This is a genomic window from Streptococcus sp. GMD5S (assembly GCF_000298715.2).
Taxonomy (GTDB): Bacteria; Bacillota; Bacilli; order Lactobacillales; family Streptococcaceae; genus Streptococcus.
This window is the reverse complement of the sequence record NZ_AJRG02000012.1, coordinates 13,343-31,128: the sequence shown is the minus strand read 5'-3', so window position 1 is coordinate 31,128 and position 17,786 is coordinate 13,343. Positions and strand designations below refer to the sequence as shown.

The window sequence follows — 17,786 nt, the reverse complement described above, 5'->3', positions numbered from 1 at the left end:
ACGGTCACTACTGCTTTGTTCTAATTTTCTAAATCTCTATTCAAATCATTTATCAATGCTTTAAGTGTTAATAGAGCACCTAGCACAAACTCACTATTCACTTCCTGAACTTTTATTTTCAAATCTATTAAAATCCTTGCTGCCTCAGAAAGAAGTTCTTTTTTTGCCTCATTTCTACTAACTTTATTTTTAGAAGAAAGTATCAAACCAACTATTCCTCCGACTGCAGCTAATGCAGCTGGAATAACCAATATCGTTCCCAGACCTGCTAACATTCCTCCGCCAAATACAGCTCCTATACCCGCTAAACCACTAGTAACTACTGCTGCCCCAGCTGTTCCTTCAGCAGCCATTAAAGTAATAAGACCAAACCCACTAACAACACCTAAACCTCCTCCAGCAGTGGCACCTAAAGCACCACCAATTTTATCAGCATTAGATTTACTATATTTAATTCCATTCTCAATGAGTTCACGAATTTTTTCATCTTCAATTTCAGTTATCTTAGTCAATTTGCCTTGAGCAATTTTTTCTGAAATGGTAATAATTTCTCCCGCAGCAAGAAGAGTTTCTTTAGAATTAAAAATTTCTTTTGACATTGTGTATCCTTTATATTGTATAAACTAATCTTCCAAGGCACGTCTAAGTTCTTCTTCCGAATAACCAAATGTGTAATCTTCATCCATTCCGTTAGATAACCAAATATCCGCAGCATCATATACATCTAATGATTCATCAAATTCTTCTGTCATTTCAAAAATCAATCCCTTTCCCAAACTCAACCACACTATCCGGTACATCACTAAACAAGGTCACGTGTCCCATCTTGCGGTTGTGCTTTGCTTCTATTTTACCATACATGTGGAGGTGGGCGCTTGGATTTTCTGTGACATATGTTTCTGCAGCCTCGACGTGCTGGCCGAGGACATTGAGCATGACGGCTGGGGCATGCAGGTGGATAGCTGGCAATGGTGCTCCCAGAACACCGAGAATATGGGTATCAAACTGCGAGAAGTCACAGGCTTCAATCGAGTAGTGGCCTGAATTATGTGGACGTGGGGCAATCTCGTTGACGATGATATTATCAGCCGTCGCAAACATTTCCACGCATAGCGTTCCAGAAAGGTTCAGTTGTTCTGCGATTCGCACGGCCATAGCTTTGGCTTTCTCAGCTAAACTTTCCGAAATGCGAGCTGGCACAATGGTTTTTGAAAGAATGTTGTTGCGATGAATATTTTCCTGAACTGGGAAAGCCGTCACATCCTTACCATTTCCTGATACGATGACAGAAATTTCAAGGTCGAAGTTAACAAATTCTTCCAAGACACAGTCTGCTGAGTCAGCGAGTGCATAGGCTTCTTCCAATTCTGCTTCTGAGCGAATGACCTTTTGCCCATGCCCATCGTAGCCACCGGTCGCAGTCTTAAGGACATAGTTTTTCGACAGGTCGATATCTGCCAAGTCTTGACTTGAAGTCACAACCTTGTAGGGTGCCACAGTGACTTGGGCCTTGTTTGCGAGAAAGTCCTTTTCAAAGATGCGATTTTGAGAAATGCGGAGCAAGTCAGTTCCTTGTGGGAGTTGTCCATCCTTGATAACGGCATCCAAACCATCGGCGTCGACATTTTCAAATTCATAAGTGAGAACATCACATCGATCCGCCAACTGACGAAGGGCGTCCACATCATTATAAGGAGCTACGATGATTTCCGCCACACGGGAGGCTGGACAATCCGCCGCAGGATCCAGCGCGATAACCTTGTACCCCATGTAGATAGCAGAAATGGCCATCATCTGACCCAGCTGACCACCACCGATAATTCCGATTGTTTTAGATGAGCTCATTTGTAGACTCCTCTGCTATTTTTCCTTGCTCTTCTGCGAAATCAGCCAAAGCTGTCGCAATAACCAGGTCCTCTACTGAAAGGAGACGGAGGGCAAAGAGGGCCGCATTTGTCGCTCCAGCTTCACCGATAGCCATAGTCGCAACAGGCACACCACCCGGCATCTGTACGATAGAGTAGAGCGAGTCTACACCACTAAGAGCACGAGATTTGACAGGTACACCGATGACAGGAAGGGTTGTTTTAGCTGCAACCATACCTGGCAAATGGGCTGCCCCACCTGCACCTGCGATAATGACCTTGATACCACGGCTACGAGCTTCCTCCGCATGTCTGAACATGAGATCTGGTGTCCGGTGGGCAGAGACAACCTTCTTTTCGTAGGCTACACCGAAGCGGTCTAGGACTTCGGCGGTTTTTTGCATGGTTGCCCAGTCGGATTTTGAGCCCATAATAATGGAAATTACTGGTTTCATTTCTTCTCCTTTTTCTTCCTTTCAACAATCACCTTAGGTTGTGAGGGACGGCAGCAGCCACCAAAGGTGTCTCATGCCTAAATCGGAAGCCCAAGGTCTTCCGATTTCCCTGAAGGCTTGGCTAACAAAGCCAAGCCTTCTTTCACAACGGCGGTGATTGCTCTATATTAGCTCGCTAATGCTCGCAAACCATACGACCATTAACGTATTTTGTGAATTTTTATTTTTCTTTTTAATAATCGTCTAATGTAGTGCGGACGTAAGCGAACGCTTGTGGCGTTCCATTACTAAAACTGGAGCCTAGGTCTCCAGTTTTCCGCTCCTAGTAGCAAAGCTACTAGGAGTTCCACTACTGCGACGATTATTCTATAGTGGCTCGCTTTCGCTCGCCATGGCAAATATGTCTGTTAATCTTTTATGGCCTTGCTTCCGATATCTGTTCGGTAAAAGAGGCCTTCTGTTTTTTGTTGGGAGAGTTCTTGGTAGATGGTTTCTTGGGCTTCTTTGACGGTATCTGCTGTGGTGACGAGCATATAGACACGTCCACCATTTGATAGCAGCGCTCTGCTATTTTCCGCAAACTTAGCTCCAGCATAGTAGGTGATAATGTCGCCTTCGGTCTTGGATGGAAGCTTAACACCTTTTTCATAGTCTAGCGGGTAGCCCTGGGATGCGACAACCACACCCAGAGTCACACCCTTGTCCGTCCACGTGATGTTTGGCTCCTTGCCATCGAGAATATCCGTGATATTTTGCGCAAAGTCAGATGTCAAACGAGGCAAGATAATCTGAGTTTCGGGATCTCCAAATCGAGCGTTAAACTCTATAACCTTCGGACCGTCAGCAGTCAAAATAAGCCCTGCGTAAAGGACACCAAGATACGGACGACCTTCTTTTATCATTCCTTTAAGAACTGGCTTGACAATAGTCTCAACCGCCGTATCAACCACGCTCTGTGGCAAGTGAGGAACTGGCGCATAAGCTCCCATACCACCCGTGTTAGGGCCCTTGTCGCCGTCATAGGCACGTTTATGGTCCTGAGCCGTTGGCATGATGTAGAACTTGTCCCCATTGACAAAGGCAAAGAGAGAGAACTCTTCTCCGTCAAGGAATTCCTCGATGACCACACGCGCACCTGAGTCACCAAATTTATTGTCCAAAAGCATCTCGTGAGCGGCTTCGACCGCTTGCTCAACTGTTTCAGCAACGACGACACCTTTCCCAAGGGCCAAACCGTCTGCCTTGACTACGATAGGCGCCCCCTGCTTTTCGATATAGGCCTTGGCTTCCTCAAAATCTGAAAATGTGCCATAGGCTGCTGTCGGAACGTCATATTTGACCATGATTTCCTTAGCAAAATCCTTGGACCACTCCAGCTCCGCTGCAGCCCTAGTCGGACCAAAAGCCTTGAGCCCAGCTTTGTTAAAATCATCCACGATACCAGCAGCAAGGGCATCATCTGGCCCGATGAAGGTCCAAGCGATATCGTTATCCTTTGCAAACTCTATTAACTTAGAATGTTCGGAAATAGAGATATTCACCAATTCCAGACCATCTAGAGTCATCCCATCATTTCCAGGAGCTACAAAGACTTTTTCAACGTCTTTTGATTCAAGCAATTTCTTAGCAATCGCATGTTCACGACCACCAGAACCGACAACTAACAGCTTCATCTCTCAACCTCTTTTGCGAATTATTTACCAATATTATACCATAAACGTTCGTTTTAATCTTGTTTCACTTAGTATTTTAAGCCAAAAAAGGAAAGAAACTGTTTTCTTCCCTTTCGTTTTTTAATGTCTAAAATGCCTCACGCCTGTGAAGACCATGGTCAAGCCATATTTATCCGCAGCTTCGATGGATTCTTGGTCACGTACTGATCCACCCGGCTGGATGATGGCCTTAATTCCTGCCTTGGCGATTTCTTCCACGTTATCCGCAAATGGGAAGAAGGCATCTGAAGCAAGAACAGCACCGTTAAGACAATCTTTAGCTTGGTCAATCGCAATACGAACAGAAGCCACACGGTTGGTTTGACCAGGACCCACACCAAGTGTCATGTGGTCGTTAGTCACGATAATCCCATTTGATTTGACGTACTTGATAGCTTTCCAAGCGAACTCAAGAGCAGTTGCTTCTGTCTCAGTTGGTTGGCGTTTAGTCACTACTTGCCAGTCAGCTGGGCTTTCTTTGACCACGTCTTGGTTTTGCACAAGAAGTCCACCAACCACACCTGTGTATTCTGCCTCCACTTCACTAGCCTCTTGAGCGTCGAATGGCAAGGCAAGGATACGCAAGTTTTTCTTTTTGTTGGTCAAAATGGCTAGCGCTTCATCGGTATAGCTCGGTGCGATGATGATCTCGAGGAAAACGCCGTGCATCTTCTCAGCAGTCGCAGCATCCACCTCACGGTTGAGGACGACAATTCCACCAAAGATAGACACTGGGTCAGACTCATAAGCATAGTCCCAAGCAGTTTCGATGTCATCAGCTTGACCAATTCCACATGGGTTCATGTGTTTGAGAGCCACAACAGTTGAACGGTCTTTGAAATCACGAATAATACGAATGGCCGCATCCGCGTCACGAATGTTATTGAAGGACAATTCCTTACCGTTGAGCTGTTTCGCTGATGCAATCGAATAGTCAGTCGGCAAAGCTTTTTGGTAGAAGTCCGCATCCTGCTGAGGGTTTTCCCCATAGCGCATGGCTTGCTTGAGGTCATAGGTCAAAGTGAGTTTTTCTGGTTTTGCTTCACCCACTTGAGCTGTGAAGTATTCTGCAATCAAGGCATCATAAGCTGCTGTGTGACGGAAAACCTTAGCTGCCAAACGTTGACGCGTTTCGTAAGTCGTTTCATCATTGGCTGACAACTCGTCCAAAACCACTGCATAGTCAGCAGGGTCTACCACAACCGTTACGCTAGCGTGGTTTTTAGCTGCTGAACGAAGCATGGATGGCCCCCCGATATCGATATTTTCAACTGCGTCAGCGTACGTCACGTCTGGTTTGAGGATTGTTTCCTTGAAAGGATAGAGGTTGACCACTACAAGGTCGATAAGCTCGATCTTATTGTCCTTAGCCGCCTCAAGGTGGCTATCGAGATCACGACGAGCGAGGAGCCCACCATGGATATTTGGGTGAAGGGTCTTGACACGACCGTCCATCATTTCTGGGAAGCCCGTCACATCATCAATCGCAATGGTCTCCACCCCAGCATTGTCAAGGGCAACCTTTGTCCCACCTGTTGAGATAATCTCCCAACCGAGTTTTTTAAGTTCTTGGGCAAATTCAACAATGCCCGCTTTGTCTGAGACGCTGATTAAGGCCTTTTTCGTCATTCTATTCCTCTTTCTTTAGATCCAAGCGCATAGCGACTTCGTTATTTTCTTCTATAAATCCTGTTTCCTGAAAACCCAGACTAGTCAACAGGTGCTTCATTTTTTCATTTCCAACCACATAATCTGCGATAATATGACTGTAAGCTCTATCCATCTGAGCCTCTTTGATTAGAACTTCCAAGGCTTTTCGACCATAACCTCTTCCTTGGTACTGCTGACCAATCATTATCCGCCAGATAAAGTATTCCGCTTCATTCTTGTCTATTTCTAGCAGGAGAAAGCCAACCACTTGCTTATCCCAATAGATTGCCATCGGAAACACATCTTCGTTTTTCCGGTAGAGCCATGCATCAGCTAAAGAGCGCACATTTGGAGCTACGAAACGTGCTCGTTCATCAGCTTCTGATATTTTCAAATCCAGCACTGCCTGAAAACTGCTCTCATCTACCAATTTCAGTTCAATCATTTTTTCTCCTAGCAAGATTGCGTAACCAAAACTTGATTTACTTCTTACCTTCTCTCCACTCCCAAGCTATCCAGCACCTCCGGATACAACTTGTACTCTGCCTCATGAATCCGAGCTTCAAAGCTTTCGATGGTATCATCAGCTAGACGTGGAACACGGACTTGTTTGATGACCTTGCCTGTGTCCACACCTGAGTCCACCCAGTGAATGGTGACGCCACTCTCAGCAACACCAGCATTCCAAGCGTCCTCAATCCCATGAGCTCCTGGAAATTCGGGCAGGTAGGCAGGATGAATGTTAATGATCCGACCCTCGTAAGCAGCGAGCAAAGTTGGCCCAACGATTTTCATATAGCCTGCGAGACAAACCAAGTCAATCTGGTGTTCTTCCAAGAGCTCGACAAGAGCTGCTTCGTAGTCCGCCTTGTTCTCAAACTCCTTGAGTTCAAAAGCATAGGACAGAACGCCGAGCTTGTCTGCACGCTCGAGCACATAGGCGTCTCGATGGTCTGAAAAGACAAACTCCACCGGAAATTCTTCAGCAATCACCTGAAAATTTGAGCCGTTACCAGAGGCAAAAACCGCTATTTTTTTCATTTGATGATGACACTTTCGTTTTCTTTCTTGACGATGCGACCAATTTCATAGACTGGTTCATCCAGTAATTCCTTGACACGATCTACATTTTCAGGGCTAACTGCCAGCATGAGTCCCACACCCATATTGAAGATTTCAAACATTTCTTCATGCTTGATTTTACCGTATTTTTCAAGAGCTTTGAAAATCGGAAGCACTGGAACCTTGTCTTCTTCAATTTCCGCAGCTAGGTCAGCCGCAAACATACGAGGGATATTTTCGATAAAGCCGCCACCTGTGATGTGGGCAATTCCATTGACCAACTCTTCCTTGATGAGTGGCAAGACAGCCTTGACATAGATACGAGTCGGCTCAAGAAGGACCTCCTTGAGTTTCTTGCCTTCCAATTCTGGCAAGACTTCCTCACCCGTGTAGTCGGCAAAAACACGGCGCACGAGTGAGTAACCATTCGAGTGAATCCCACTTGACGCAAGTCCGAGAAGAACATCACCTTCTGCCACTTTTGAACCGTCAATGATTTGAGATTTTTCAGCCACACCGACTGCAAAACCAGCCAGATCGTAGTCATCTTCGCCATACATACCAGGCATTTCAGCCGTTTCCCCACCGATGAGGGCTGCGCCTGCCTGCACACAGCCTTCTGCCACACCAGCAACGACTTGTTCTAGTTTAGCTGGTTCATTTTTACCAGTTGCGACATAGTCGAGGAAGTAAAGAGGCTCCGCACCTGCAGCGATAATATCGTTGACACACATGGCCACACAGTCTTGCCCAATCGTATCATGCTTATCATACTTGATGGCCAACATGAGCTTGGTCCCGACACCATCTGTCCCCGAAATCAAGACTGGCTCTTTGACACCTGTTTTTGAAAGGTCAAACATGCCACCAAAGCCACCAAGAGCTCCCATGACACCTGCACGCTCCGTACGAGCCACGTGCTTTTTGATCCGCTCAACAACTTCATAACCCGCTTCAACATCCACACCCGACTGGGCGTACGCATTTTTATTTGTCATTTTTTAATCCTTTTCTTTTTTGAGAAAGACTGCGACGTATTTTTAGATAAACAATTATTTTATCTAAAAATACTAGTCAGGTCTCTAGCTTTGGTCCCATAGGAGAAAGCGTCTACTGACAAATGCTTTAGCTTTTAGTCAGTAGTGAGACGTGGTGCATAAGCATTTTTATTTGTCATCTTCTCTTCCTTTCCTTTCATGGAGAGTCTTTATCCGTCTATTTGTAAAAACTGGTCTTTTCATCCAAACTTCTACGATAGTCTTCTTCATAGTCGTAGAGAGGAGTTGGGTAGTCGCCGTCAAAGTAAGCTACACAGAGACCACCATTTGGCGCATCTGTTTCGATGCCGATAGAATCAATCAAACCATCAATAGAAAGATAGGTCAGACTATCCGCACCAATGATTTGGCGAGTTTCTTCGACCGTATGATTGGCCGCAATCAGCTCCTGACGCGTCTGGATATCAATCCCGTAAAAACATGGATAAGCTAGCGCTGGACTACCAATAGCAACATGAACCTCAGACGCACCTGCTTCTTTCAAAAGCTGAACAATACGGCGAGAGGTTGTCCCACGAACAATGGAATCATCAATCATCACCACACGTTTGCCTTTGACAACGCCCGAAACAGCAGACAGTTTCATCCGCACCCCTTGCTCCCGCAATTCTTGAGTCGGTTGAATAAAGGTGCGTTGGGTGTATTGGTTTTTGATGAGACCCATTTCATTTGGCAGACCAGATTCTTCTGCAAATCCCATAGCTGCGCTCAGCGAGGAATTTGGTACACCAACCACAATATCTGCTTCGTACTTGAACTCACGCGCTAATTGAGCCCCCATACGTTTGCGAGCTGTATGGACATTGACACCGTGGATATTAGAATCAGGACGAGCAAAGTAGATATACTCCATAGAACAAATCGCCAGCTGGGTATCATTCGTATAGCTATCGTACTGGATGCCATTGTCATCCACGATTACAATCTCTCCTGGTTTCACATCGCGAATCCACTCGGCACCAATGACTTCAAAAGCACAGGTTTCTGACGAAACCACCACCGCTCCGTTTGCCATTTTCCCAATAGAAAGGGGACGAAAACCATTAGGATCAAGAGCCGCAATCAACTTGTCTTCAAACAACAGGATATAAGCAAAGCCACCTTTAACTAGACTGAGTGCTTCCTTTATTTTTCCCATCAGACTAGGATTGTGACTCCGACGAATGAGGTGAGCCAAAATTTCCGAGTCCGAAGTTGAACTGAAAATAGCTCCTCTTTGTTCCAATTCTTTCTTGAGCGATTCGGCATTGGTCAAGTTTCCGTTGTGAGCAAGGCCAAACTGCATATCATGAAAGCGAAAGAGGAAGGGCTGGATGTTGTCCACAGAAGCTTCGCCAGCAGTCGCGTAACGAACATGCCCAATCGCGCTCGTTCCAGTTAGTTTATCCAAATTAGCTGGGTTTCTGAACACTTCTGATAAAAGCCCCATGTCACGATGACGCTTTAGTTTCCCTTGATCATTGGAGAGGATTCCTGCCCCCTCCTGACCACGGTGCTGAAGACTGTGGAGACCAAAATAGGTCAATTTAGCAGCCTCTGGATGTCCCCAGATACCGAAAACACCACATTCTTCATTAAGAGATTTTACTTCGTATGTCATTTTATATACCTTTTATTTCCCTGTGAAATAACGTACAGCCGACGCAAACAGGTGCTGGTCTTTATTCCCTGGGATGTTTTGGAAGAGACCGTCTTCATAACGTTCTGAGTGTCCCATCTTACCGATGATTTGACCATTCTTGCTAGTAATTCCTTCGATGGCATTTACAGAACCATTTGGATTGTACTTAGAGTCCATGCTTGGTTTACCCTCGAAATCAACATATTGGGTAAAGATTTGACCATTGTCACGAAGCTCTGCGAATTCCTCAGCTGTCACGACAAACTTTCCTTCACCGTGCGATACTGGGATGGCATGGATATCGCCCACTTGTACTCCAGCCAACCATGGTGAGTTGGTATTGGCAATTCGCGTTTCCACCATCTTAGCTACGTGCTGGTTGGCATCATTGTAGAAGAGGGTTGGACTAGTGCTGCTTGCATCCTCGAAGTTTCCGTATGGAAGAAGACCTGATTTGACCAAGGCCTGGAACCCATTACAGATACCGATAATCAAGCCACCACGAGCGATAAAGCCATCAATGGCTGCACGCACTTTTTCATTGAGCAAGATATTGACAATAAACTTAGCTGATCCATCCGGTTCATCCGCAGCTGAGAATCCACCTGCAAAGAAGAGAATGTTTGCCTTGCCGATATTGTCAACCATGGTTTCAACTGACTTGACAATGGCTTCTCCATTCAAGGTCACGAATGGCACCAAGTTGACTTCTGCACCTTCTTTTTCAAAAGCTTTTGCTGAATCATATTCTGAGTTTGTTCCTGGGAAGACTGGGATGTAAACCACTGGTTTTTCAATGGTTTCCTTGGCTTTGATGACTGCGTCAGAAGCGACAGCTGGCACTTCTGCCAGTTCTTTAGCTTGAGCAAATTCAGTAGGGTAAACTTCTTCCAATTTTCCTTGAAAGGCACTGTCAAGTTTCTGTCCATCTAGCTTCACACTGTTGACAAGGAGTGTAAAGTCTGCTTTCGTTTGTCCAATCTTCTCTACTCCAGCGATTTCTTCAGGAGATGTGAAGACAAATCCACCCAATTGAGCTGTTAAAGAACTTTCAAGTTCAGGCAAGGTCACCTCTGCACCAATATGGTTCCCAAAGGTAGCAAGTGCCAAGCTTTCAAGGACACCTCCGTATTTAACAGCTGATGCAGATGTTACTTTGTGTCCAGCTTGGATGGTTTCAAATTGAGCAAAATTAGACTTGATAAAATCAAAATCAATCTCTTGTGCCAAGGATTGACCTGGGATGTAGTAGATGTTTTCACCGGCAGTCTTGAACTCAGGAGAAAGCACCTTACGGCTATCTGCTGTTGTCACCCCAAAGGCAACCAAGGTTGGCGGTACAGTCAATTCTTCAAAGGTACCAGACATGGAGTCCTTACCACCGATAGATGGCAAGCCAAGCTGGATTTGTGCTTCGATAGATCCTAGAAGAGCCGCTACTGGCTGACCAAAACGCTCTGCTTGTTTGTCCATCCGCTCAAAATACTCTTGGTAAGAGAAGCGAGCCTTAGACCAGTTTGCACCAGCAGCAACCAAACGAGCGGTTGCTTCGATAATCGCATAGGCAGCACCGTGGTATGGAGACCATTCTGCCACATAAGGGTTGAAACCTTGCGCCATGACAGACGCAGTATTGGTCACCCCGTGCTGAACTGGCAATTTCTGGACAGATGCCTCAGTTGGTGTGAGTTGGTAGCGACCACCAAGTGGGTGATTGACCGTTGAACGACCGACCGAGCAGTCAAAGATGGTCTGCAAGCCTTTTTGACTTGCATGGTTCAAATCAGACAGAACCGCAAGGGTATCTGCTTCAAGTGTGTTAGTACTTGTTGTGCGTTCTTCTGGGAGTTTGACATCCTTGTCCACAACCTTGGCATCAACGACTACGCGCACACCGTTTGTATCAAGGAAACGGCGTTCCAAGTCGACAATCGTTTCACCATTCCAGTGCATGACAAGATTTGGTTTTTCAGTCACTGTTGCCACAACAACCGCGTCAATATTTTCTTTATTACATTCCGCAACGAAGTCATCCACATCTTCAGGACGAACCACGACCGCCATCCGTTCTTGTGATTCAGAGATGGCAATTTCTGTACCGTTCAAGCCTTGGTATTTAAGAGGAACCTTGTTGAGGTCGATTTCAAGACCATCTGCCAATTCACCGATAGCCACACAGACACCACCTGCTCCAAAGTCATTGGACTTCTTGATGAGACGAGTGACATCTCCATTACGGAAAAGACGTTGAATCTTGCGCTCTTCGATGGCATTCCCTTTTTGAACCTCAGCACCAGCAGTCTCTACAGACTCAACTGTTTGAACCTTAGAAGACCCTGTCGCACCACCGACACCATCACGTCCAGTCTTACCACCGAGCAATATAATCACGTCACCTGCTTCCGGTTTTTCACGGACTACATTTCCCTTAGGAGCAGCACCGACAACTGCACCAAGCTCCATGCGTTTGGCTACAAAGCCTGGGTGGAAGTATTCACGAACGTAAGTCGTCGCCAGACCAATTTGGTTACCATACGAAGAATAACCATGAGCCGCTGTCTTCGAAATGACTTGTTGTGGCAATTTACCAGCGCGAGTTTCCGAAATCGGAGCTGTAATATCACCAGCACCTGAGATACGCATAGCTTGGTAAACATAAGAACGGCCTGACAATGGGTCACGAATGGCGCCACCGATACAAGTAGCCGCTCCACCAAATGGTTCAATTTCCGTTGGGTGGTTGTGGGTTTCGTTTTTAAACATGAGGAGCCAAGGTTCCTTGACACCATCAACGTCCACTTCGATTTCAACCGAGCAGGCATTGATTTCGTCAGACACTTCCATATCGTCCAAACGACCATTAGCACGCTCATAACGACCAAAAATAGTCGCCATATCCATCAAGGTTTGTGGCTTTTCAGACCGACCTAGTTCCTCACGCATGGCAATATACTTGTCATAAGTCGCTTGCAATTGCTTTTGGAATTTAGAAGCTGAGAAGTCAATGTTTTTCAACTCAGTCTCGAATGTTGTATGACGGCAGTGGTCAGACCAATAAGTGTCCAAAACCTTGAGCTCTGTTTCTGTCGGCACGCGCCCGATTGACTTGAAATAGTCTTGGATAAAGAGCAAATCATCCACTTCCATTGCCATCCCTTGCTCGGCCTTGTAGCGAGCAAAGTCTTCTGCCGTATAACTTTCAAAGAAAGTCAATTTAGGAATGGTCTTGTCCGACTCTGAAAATTCCTGCTTGGCAATCCCTGTCGTGATGTCCTTGAAACGAGAATCAACTGGATTGAGCAGATAGTTTTTGACCGCTTCCAACTCAGTCGCATCAATATCTTTATTAATCAAGTAAAGTTGAGCTGTGTTGACTGTCACGTCACTCGAACTTCCCAGCAAAAGCAAGGCTTCCTGTGCCGAAGCTGCACGCTGGTCAAACTGCCCTGGCAAACTTTCAATGGCAAAGAAAGCATAGTTGGCAAGATCCGCTTGCACGGCCGCTTCGTCCAAGACATGATCTGTCACCTGCTCAGAGAAGATATGTTTTTCTGCAGGCGCAAACAAATTCTCTGCCAAGTCAAAGACATCATAAACTTGCACGATGCGAATACTTTTCAAAGTTGAAAGTCCCAAGTTGTGCTGGAGCTCCCTTACCAAACTCTCTGACTTGACTTGAAAATCAGCCTTTTTTTCAACAAAAATACGTTTATTCATCAATTCTTATTCCTTTATTTCAGCTCTTGCAATGTTCCCAAACATCCTTGAGGTTGTTATTTCAATTCCTGCAACTTTTCCCAAACAATCTCGTAAACGTCTGTCCGTTCTCCCAATCCCCTACGGAGTGTAAAGGTCTGGGGGACCTTTACAGCCTGAGTCCTTACATCTGAAAGACGAAGGTTTTCCGTTTCTAACAGCTTATTTCAAAGCCTGCAATTTCTCCCAGACAATCTCATAAACATCTGTCAATTCTCCGAGTCCTCTACGGAAAACATCCTTGTCCATGTGGTTGCCATCTGCATCCCACAAACGGCAGTTATCTGGTGAAAACTCGTCTGCCAAGATAATCTTGCCATCCTTGTCAAAACCGAACTCTAGCTTAAAGTCAATCAATTTAAGACCAATCTCAGCAAACCAAGCCTTCAAAAGTTCATTGATACGACGGGTTTCTTCCTTCAAGTAAGCAATCTGCTGATCATCCGCAATTTTTAGGAATTTCACATGCTCATCATTGATAAAGGGATCATCCAAATCATCATTTTTATAGTAAAATTCGACAATTGGAGTCTCAAATGCAATACCTTCTTCTACGCCAAAACGTTTTGAAAAGGAACCAGCCGTGTAGTTGCGGAGCACAACTTCCAAAGGAATAATCTCCACCTTTTTATTGAGTTGTTCCGTATCCGAAATTTCCTCCACAAAGTGAGTCGCTACACCAGCCGCATTTAATTTCTCAAAAATAAAAGATGAAATCTGATTATTTAACACTCCCTTGCCCGCAATCTGCTCCTTCTTGACACCGTTGAAGGCAGTTGCCTGGTCCTTGTAAGTTGAAATAATGAGATTTTCATCCTCAGTTGTATAGATATCCTTGGCTTTTCCCGAATAGATCAGTTGTTTTGACATTTTAAAGTTCGCCTTTCGTTTTACTTGAGCACATTCTACCACAAAAGCATGAAAAATTCAAGATTTTTTACGAATAAATAACGTATTCCTGTTTCAAGCGTAAAGAAAAACTGCAAGATAAGCTCTTCTTACAGTTTAAAAATCATTTATCCTCTGAAAAACACGAATATTACCCTTTATTCAAAAATTGATCCCAAAAATAACGGAGATAGCTTTTCTTTCCCGTAATCATCTGCAGGCGGCCTTCTAAACCATAGCGAAGTTTTTCAGCCTGCTCCGAAGTTAAATTAGTCTCCGCCTCAATTTTAAAGAAATTTCCTTGTTCAGTCTTTGTAGCTGTCGCATCAATACTTGTAATCGTAGAATCCAGGAAAATTTGATTCTTGGCATCATTAGTCGTAGTATAACGAACAGAGTCCCCAATCTTGACTCTAGCAACATCTTTTGAACTGAGATAAGCTGTGAGTTTGGTTTTCCCTTCTTTTTCCAAGGATGGGTAGAGTTGGGCTAGCAGGGTTCCTTCTGCGACCATGGTAGATTCACTAGTCTCAGGATTAAGGTGAAGCACCCCATCCTCACTTGCTGTAATTTTCCCCTTGTCCAGCAGACCTCCTTGGACTTTCTTACCCGATTCCGCCTCCAAAATTTTCTGATCTAGAAGAGTTAATTCCTGGCCAACTTTGACTAAGTGCTGAGACTTGAGCGATTCCAGCTGACTATCCAGTCCCGTTGCGTGGGCCTGCTGAGCCCCAGATCCCGCATACTGCACACGATAAGTAGCTAAACTAGACTCTAGCTGGGTGATTTGAGCATCCACTTGCGCAATAACTTGCGATTTAGCGTGCGGATCTTCTTCACCTTGATTTTTATAGGTCTGGTAAAAAGAGTAGGCTGGATTCTGACTATCTAGTTGATCTCCCTTTTCAATCGCTGACTTGGCTGTTTTGTAGTCTCGTATTTTTTCCTCTGTTTGGCTGATAAGATTGCCAATCTCGGCCTGGCTCTGACTTGCTGCCGCATTTTGAGAGGAGATGTTGGCATTTTGCTGCGAAACATTGCTCCTAAGACTACTAGCTTGGCTGAGATAGTCTCGAAACATCTCTTGGTAACCAAACTTATCCGCCTCTGGAAATTGATCACTCCCCTCTTTCAAACTGGATTGCAAATACCCCAACTGCTTTTTTTGATCCTTTAGCATCTCCAATTGACTAGCATATGCCTCAACCTGGATAGCCTCCGCTCCTTGCTGGTACTGAACGAGCAGATCTCCTTGCTTAACCAACTTGTTTTCTTCCAGATAGTTGCCCACAATGCGTTGATTGCTAGTCGACTGGATGTTGGCAATGATCCGACTAGGTTCGACAGTTGCTCTGGTAGATAAACTAATCTCCTTCTCTGCAAAAACTGCAAATCCCAGTAAAAACATGAGCAGAAGTGACATAGGTAAAATCACCCGACTGGAAAAATTATGGTAACGACGATTATAAAACTCCGCACTTTCTAAAAATTCTGGTTTCATCTTCTCCTCTTTCTAGCTATTGACCAAATGGGCATAAAAGCCATCCTGTGCAAGCAAGTCTGCAGGGGTGCCTTCTTCGACAATCTTGCCCTGATCCAAGACAACAACCTTCTCTGTCCGCTCAGCGATGGTCAAGCGGTGGGCGATGAAAATAAGGGTCTTGTCTAGTGTCATGAGATTATCCACGATCCGCTTCTCTGTCAAGATATCCAGACTGCTGGTCGCCTCGTCCAAGATCAAGACAGGCGCATCTGTCAAGAGAGCACGCGCCAGAGCGATTCGCTGACGTTGTCCACCTGAAATTCCAGCCCCATCCGAAGTTAATTCTGTCTGGTAATTCAGTGGCATGCGCTCGATATCCTCTCGAATCTCGGCCAATTCGACTGCCCGTAAGATATCCTCTTGAGTCGTCCCCTCCTTGGCTCCCAAAAGAAGATTCTCCAAAATCGTTCCGTTAAAGACATAGGGCTGTTGAGGCAGATAGTTGATATACTGGCGCAGGGCTTTTTTATCAATCTGATTGAGATTGACACCACCCAGACTAATCTCCCCTTGACTTGGGTCGTAAAAATTAACCATCATCTTGGCCAAGGTGGTCTTTCCTGACCCTGAAATCCCCACAAAAGCCACCTTAGACCCTTGCGGAATGGTCAAATTGATATCCGACAAGACGTCACGACCATAGCCATACTTGTAGTGAACCTGTTTAAAGGTCATATCCCCTTTCATCATGCTCAAATCTTCTACCGTTTTCTTCTCCTCAAACTCCGAAGCTACTAGATAAACCTCATTTAAGCGATTATTGGCAACCTGCGCTGTCTGAAGTTTGGTTTGTAGGTTAATGATATTTTCCAAAGGATTGGTAAAGTAAACAAGCAGGGTGTTATAAGTAATCAGCTGACCCAAACTCATTTTCCCATCCATGACCAGAATAGCTCCCAGCCAGAGAACAGCAACATTGAGCAGGAGCTGGGCAACTTTTTTCAGTGCCTTTTGCTGGCTTTCTGCCCGACTGTAGGTAAAGGATTTTTTCAGATAAGCCACAAATTCCTTATCAATCTTTTGATAGCGTGAACTTTCACTGGTCAAAGACTTAATGGTCTCAATACCGTTGATGTCCTCGATGATAGAAGAAGACAGAACCGCATTAGCTTCCATGGTATCCCGATTCATCTTTTCAAAAGGCTTCATAAAGGCAAAGATAATCACTGTATAGATGGGAAGCGCAAGCAGACTAATGAAAAAGAGTGTCATATTTTGTGAAAACAAGACCAGCGAGATAATCAAAATCGTCGACACATCTAGGAAAATCGACAGAATGGTCGACGCCAGCGCATCGATGATACTGTTGGCATCTGTAAAACGAGAAACGATTTCTCCTGTCCTGCGTGTCGCGAAAAAGGACATCGGCAGGTGAAAAACATGCTTGATGTAGGACAAAATCACATCGATGGACAACCGTTGACCCAGAACAAGTAAGAGGTATTCCTGCGCATAAGACAAAATCTGCTGGAGAATATAGACGATGACCAGCCCAATAGAGATAATACCCAGTGTCGAGCGCATCTGGTCTGGTACGTAACTATCAATGATGGACTGAAGATAGTAGGAACCCACGATATTGATCAAGGTCACCAAGAGTGTCGCTAGGACGATATTGGTAATTAAGCCATGCTGTTTGAGTAAGATCGGCAAGAAGGATAGGAGTCCCTGTTTTTTCTCCTTATGAGGTTTATAGTCCGGTGATGGTGCCATAAAAATACTAACCCCTGTCCACTCTTGCGCAAATCGCTCACGGGAAATCTTGGTCAGCTTGATACTAGGATCTGGATCAGCGATATGAATGTGCTTTTTATCCTGACCTATCACCACATAGTAGTGGAGCAACTTCCCTTCCTTGAGCACATGAGCCACAAAAGGAAAGGTCAAATCTGGCAAATCAAAGAGCGTCATATCCGCCTTGATAGCCCGCGTCTCAAACCCAATCTCCTCTGCCACCTTTACAAGTCCCAAAGCGGTCGTCCCATCCATGGTCGTCTTGGCTAACTCTCGTAGATGAGCCAAGGAGTAATAACTACCGTAGTAACCAAAGACCATAGCCAAAGAAGCCACGCCACAATCCATCTGATCCACCTGGGGACGATAGTGCCTTTTCCTAAATTTCATATCCTTCTCCTTTTTCTAATAATCTCTTTAAAAATTTGTAAGATTATTTTAA

14 protein-coding genes and 1 pseudogene are annotated in these 17,786 nt (G+C 45.1%); all 15 read right to left on the bottom strand.

The genetic code is table 11. The annotated features are described in order from the left end of the window. Positions 1–20 precede the first annotated feature (20 nt). The 15 genes and pseudogenes from GMD5S_RS0206685 to comA all read right to left on the bottom strand — a co-directional run bounded on the left by GMD5S_RS0206685 (position 21) and on the right by comA (position 17,734). Positions 21–599 (bottom strand): hypothetical protein, encoded by a 579-nt coding sequence (locus tag GMD5S_RS0206685; protein ID WP_000031524.1) that lies wholly within the window; start codon positions 597–599, stop codon positions 21–23. Between the two features lie 24 nt (positions 600–623). Then, positions 624–752 (bottom strand): hypothetical protein, encoded by a 129-nt coding sequence (locus tag GMD5S_RS10845; protein ID WP_272942513.1) that lies wholly within the window; start codon positions 750–752, stop codon positions 624–626. A 1-nt stretch (position 753) separates the two neighbouring features. Then, positions 754–1,845 carry a 5-(carboxyamino)imidazole ribonucleotide synthase gene (gene purK, locus GMD5S_RS0206675; RefSeq protein WP_000099072.1) on the bottom strand — a complete coding sequence of 364 codons (1,092 nt, stop codon included), beginning with the start codon at positions 1,843–1,845 and terminating at the stop codon, positions 754–756. Continuing rightward, positions 1,832–2,320 carry a 5-(carboxyamino)imidazole ribonucleotide mutase gene (purE, locus tag GMD5S_RS0206670; protein WP_000805605.1) on the bottom strand — a complete coding sequence of 163 codons (489 nt, stop codon included), beginning with the start codon at positions 2,318–2,320 and terminating at the stop codon, positions 1,832–1,834. The genes purK and purE overlap by 14 nt, the downstream gene beginning before the upstream one ends. Positions 2,321–2,348: 28 nt before the next feature. Then, a pseudogene (locus GMD5S_RS10875) lies at positions 2,349–2,441 on the bottom strand (phosphoribosylaminoimidazole carboxylase); the annotation flags it as partial. A gap of 286 nt (positions 2,442–2,727) precedes the next feature. Then, positions 2,728–3,993 carry a phosphoribosylamine--glycine ligase gene (purD, locus tag GMD5S_RS0206665; protein ID WP_000772223.1) on the bottom strand — a complete coding sequence of 422 codons (1,266 nt, stop codon included), beginning with the start codon at positions 3,991–3,993 and terminating at the stop codon, positions 2,728–2,730. A 120-nt stretch (positions 3,994–4,113) separates the two neighbouring features. After that, complete coding sequence (gene purH / locus GMD5S_RS0206660; protein ID WP_000161900.1) at positions 4,114–5,661, bottom strand: bifunctional phosphoribosylaminoimidazolecarboxamide formyltransferase/IMP cyclohydrolase; 1,548 nt, start codon at positions 5,659–5,661, stop codon at positions 4,114–4,116. Between the two features lies 1 nt (position 5,662). Continuing rightward, positions 5,663–6,127, bottom strand: coding sequence for a GNAT family N-acetyltransferase (locus GMD5S_RS0206655; RefSeq protein ID WP_000571270.1), 465 nt, complete (start codon positions 6,125–6,127; stop codon positions 5,663–5,665). A gap of 44 nt (positions 6,128–6,171) precedes the next feature. Beyond that, positions 6,172–6,723 carry a phosphoribosylglycinamide formyltransferase gene (purN, locus tag GMD5S_RS0206650; RefSeq protein WP_000717480.1) on the bottom strand — a complete coding sequence of 184 codons (552 nt, stop codon included), beginning with the start codon at positions 6,721–6,723 and terminating at the stop codon, positions 6,172–6,174. Beyond that, on the bottom strand, positions 6,720–7,742 hold the full coding sequence (purM, locus tag GMD5S_RS0206645) for a phosphoribosylformylglycinamidine cyclo-ligase (RefSeq protein ID WP_000182570.1): 1,023 nt from the start codon (positions 7,740–7,742) through the stop codon (positions 6,720–6,722). The genes purN and purM overlap by 4 nt, the downstream gene beginning before the upstream one ends. A 217-nt stretch (positions 7,743–7,959) precedes the next feature. Beyond that, positions 7,960–9,402 carry an amidophosphoribosyltransferase gene (purF, locus tag GMD5S_RS0206640; protein WP_000220670.1) on the bottom strand — a complete coding sequence of 481 codons (1,443 nt, stop codon included), beginning with the start codon at positions 9,400–9,402 and terminating at the stop codon, positions 7,960–7,962. Between the two features lie 12 nt (positions 9,403–9,414). Further along, a complete protein-coding gene (locus GMD5S_RS0206635) occupies positions 9,415–13,140 on the bottom strand; it encodes a phosphoribosylformylglycinamidine synthase (RefSeq protein ID WP_001042271.1) in 3,726 nt (1,241 codons plus the stop codon). 201 nt (positions 13,141–13,341) lie between these two features. After that, a complete protein-coding gene (purC, locus tag GMD5S_RS0206630) occupies positions 13,342–14,049 on the bottom strand; it encodes a phosphoribosylaminoimidazolesuccinocarboxamide synthase (RefSeq protein ID WP_000043276.1) in 708 nt (235 codons plus the stop codon). Between the two features lie 169 nt (positions 14,050–14,218). After that, complete coding sequence (comB, locus tag GMD5S_RS0206625) at positions 14,219–15,568, bottom strand: competence pheromone export protein ComB (protein WP_000801582.1); 1,350 nt, start codon at positions 15,566–15,568, stop codon at positions 14,219–14,221. Between the two features lie 12 nt (positions 15,569–15,580). Then, positions 15,581–17,734 carry a peptide cleavage/export ABC transporter ComA gene (gene comA, locus GMD5S_RS0206620; RefSeq protein ID WP_000672146.1) on the bottom strand — a complete coding sequence of 718 codons (2,154 nt, stop codon included), beginning with the start codon at positions 17,732–17,734 and terminating at the stop codon, positions 15,581–15,583. Positions 17,735–17,786: the final 52 nt, after the last annotated feature.